This window comes from Streptomyces sp., assembly GCF_031178505.1.
GTDB lineage: Bacteria > Actinomycetota > Actinomycetes > Streptomycetales > Streptomycetaceae > Streptomyces > Streptomyces gulbargensis.
On the sequence record NZ_JAPSIW010000925.1, the window covers coordinates 1 to 2,353 of the forward strand.

Sequence of the window (2,353 nt, forward strand, 5' to 3'; positions counted from 1 at the left end):
TGCCGAACCCGGACCGATCGATGAGCCAGGCGGCGGAGAGCTTCACGAGCCCGTCCCCCGCGAGGTAGCGGGGCGGGCCGTCGGGCCGGCCCACGGCGCGCTCCGCCCGGGCCAGAGGGGTGGTGTATGAGGCGGCGGTGGGCCAGGGTGGGCGGGCCCCCCCGGCACCCCAAACCCCGGCGGAGGGTGCCGCCCGTGCAGCGCGGAAGGGGAAGCAGGGGCCCCGCCCGGCCGGGAAGGGCGGGGCGCGGCGCTCCGGGGCGGTGCTACTGGGTGGTGGTGTCGGTGACCACGAGGAACTGGTCGGTGCGCAGGTCCATGACGACCTGAGCGTTGGTGCCCTGGGCGCGCTGGCTGGCGGCGTACTCTTCGGCCGGCCAGGAACCGCGGGGACCTCCGGCGGGGAACCGCTCCAGGACCGTGCGGGCCTGCGGGCTGGTGGTGGCCATCAGGCGTCACTGCCGTTCACGCGCTCGTGGATGTCGATGAGGGTGGCGATGGCGTCGGGGTTGTCCGCCTCGCCGACCCACTGTCCGAGCGCGGTGAAGACGGGCACCTTCTCGCGGTCGGCGTCGAAGATGACGCAGTAGTCGCCGTACCGGTCCATCACCATGTCCCGCAGGACCGGGATGAGTCCGGTGTCCAGGACCTCCAGGGCGTCGACGGTGAGCCGGGCGGGCTCGCCGGGTGCCGGCGGCTGGACCAGGGTGCCGGTGACGCGCAGCAGGTCGCCGGGCTGTGTGCCGTTCAGCAGCTCGTGCGTGATGCGGGGGTCGCCGCTGGTGCAGGTGACGACCGTGTCGGGGGCGTCGTCGGAGAGCGCGTCGATGTCGGCGGGTCGGACGATCAGGTCGAAGGTGGCGGTCCCGATGCGCGGGCCGGGCGCGGGCCTGTCGTCGACCCAGCCGTCGATGACGCAGTGTTTGGTGTCCATCAGTTGGCCTCCGCCAGGGGCTTGGTGGGGCGAGGGGAGCGGGGTCGGGTGGTGCGCTGTGCGATGTCCAGCAGCTCGCGGTTGCGCCGCTGCTGGGCGGGCGTGAGCGGGCGGGCCTTCGTGCCGTGGCGGTGCCAGAGCGGGGAGGCCGGCGGCTCGGGGTAGGCGAGGGCGTGGTCGACGTCGCGGTCGGTGCTGCTCATGGAGGTCCTCCAGGTGGAGGTCAGGCGTGGTCGCCTTGGCCCTTGTCCTTGGACTTGGGCTTCGGCGTGAGGTCGGAGGCGAACCGCCCGAGGCGGGCCTCAACGGGATTGGCGGTGATCCAGCCCTCCGCGCATGCCTTATGCACGGGCTCACCGAAGTGGGAGCGCATGGGCGTGGGCTTGTCGCACAGCTCGCAGGGGAGGTCCTGCCAGCGGTCGAAGTGCTGGCCGTCGCGCCAGACGAGAAGCTCGCCGGGAGCCGGGATCAGGCCCGGCTCGAACGGCGGCTTCTCCTTCTTCGTGCGTCCCAGGCGGGTCACGGCCGGAAGTCGGGCAGCTGCTGGAACACGCGGTCCAGCAGGTCCTCGGTCGGCTTCCAGGGCCCGAGCTGCCCGGCGGCGGGGACCGGCAGCGGCAGCTCTTGGACGTCCTGGAGGACCAGGTGCCAGGTGCCGACCTGCGCCCACGGCGTGCAGGGCTCGGAGCCTTCGGGGTCCTGGTGGCAGTCGGCCAGGCGCGCGATGCCGATCACGGCTGCGGTGGTCAGCTCGCGGCCGCGGATCGTGCGGGCGATCAGCGGGACGCGCAGGGCGGGCCGGTCGATCCGCTGGCTCGCGTGCAGGAGCATCCAGCCGCGCCAGCTCCAGGGCTTGGGGCGATTTTCGATGCCCTTGGTGCCGGTCAGGATGCAGGTGGCGTGCGGCTGCTGGACGCTGATGCCGCGGATCCAGTCGCCCTGCGGGAGGGTCGCGGTGCTCATGCGGCTCGCCCCCAGACGGCCGTTCCCGGGCGCCCGGCGCGGCGGCCGTTGATGGACGGCACCGTGGTGTGCGCGGGCGAGGCGACGGCGGCGCGGCCCGAATGCTTGCCGTCGTACAGCGCGGCATCGGCGGCCCGCTGCAGCACGGTCAGGTCGCGGGAGCGGACCATGTGCGGGGTCGCGGCGCCGACCGAGGCGGCCACGTCGACGGTGCGGCCGTCCTCGAGGACGACCGGGGTGCGCAGCATCCGGACCAGCTGCGCGAGGCGCTGCTCCAGGCGGGCGGCGGGCAACTCCAGGACGACGGAGAACTTATCGCCTCCGAGGCGGCCGACGGTGGCGCGCGGGCCCGCCCACGCGGTGAGCCGCGCGGCGGTCGCCGCCAGGACGGCGTCCCCGGCCGGGTGGCCCATCGTGTCGTTTACGGCCTTGAAGTGGTCCTGGTCGACGAGGACC

General features: G+C 73.9%; 6 protein-coding genes. All 6 read right to left on the reverse strand.

Annotated elements, in window-relative coordinates; genetic code table 11:
* Window positions 1-266: 266 nt before the first annotated feature.
* On the reverse strand, window positions 267-449 hold the full coding sequence (locus RIF68_RS34540; RefSeq protein ID WP_266081922.1) for a hypothetical protein: 183 nt from the start codon (window positions 447-449) through the stop codon (window positions 267-269).
* Entirely contained in the window at window positions 449-934 is a 486-nt protein-coding gene (locus RIF68_RS34545; RefSeq protein ID WP_309055442.1) for a hypothetical protein, read from the reverse strand. Before RIF68_RS34545 ends, RIF68_RS34540 begins: the two co-directional genes overlap by 1 nt.
* Complete coding sequence (locus RIF68_RS34550; RefSeq protein ID WP_309055443.1) at window positions 934-1,137, reverse strand: hypothetical protein; 204 nt, start codon at window positions 1,135-1,137, stop codon at window positions 934-936. The genes RIF68_RS34545 and RIF68_RS34550 overlap by 1 nt, the downstream gene beginning before the upstream one ends.
* 20 nt (window positions 1,138-1,157) lie before the next feature.
* Window positions 1,158-1,448, reverse strand: a complete 291-nt coding sequence (locus tag RIF68_RS34555) for a hypothetical protein (protein ID WP_309055449.1) — start codon at window positions 1,446-1,448, stop codon at window positions 1,158-1,160.
* 5 nt (window positions 1,449-1,453) lie between these two features.
* A complete protein-coding gene (locus RIF68_RS34560) occupies window positions 1,454-1,897 on the reverse strand; it encodes a hypothetical protein (protein ID WP_309055445.1) in 444 nt (147 codons plus the stop codon).
* Window positions 1,894-2,353, reverse strand: a 460-nt coding sequence (locus tag RIF68_RS34565) for a GGDEF domain-containing protein (RefSeq protein WP_309055447.1), incomplete at its 5' end; no start/stop codon positions are given. The genes RIF68_RS34565 and RIF68_RS34560, both read right to left, overlap by 4 nt.

What these genes read in the sequence shown, in the direction of transcription:
- RIF68_RS34545 (WP_309055442.1), bottom strand. Translation starts at nt 934, where the DNA reads ATGGACACCAAACACTGCGTCATCGACGGCTGGGTCGACGACAGGCCC.
- RIF68_RS34540 (WP_266081922.1), bottom strand. Translation starts at nt 449, where the DNA reads ATGGCCACCACCAGCCCGCAGGCCCGCACGGTCCTGGAGCGGTTCCCC.
- RIF68_RS34550 (WP_309055443.1), bottom strand. Translation starts at nt 1,137, where the DNA reads ATGAGCAGCACCGACCGCGACGTCGACCACGCCCTCGCCTACCCCGAG.
- RIF68_RS34560 (WP_309055445.1), bottom strand. Translation starts at nt 1,897, where the DNA reads ATGAGCACCGCGACCCTCCCGCAGGGCGACTGGATCCGCGGCATCAGC.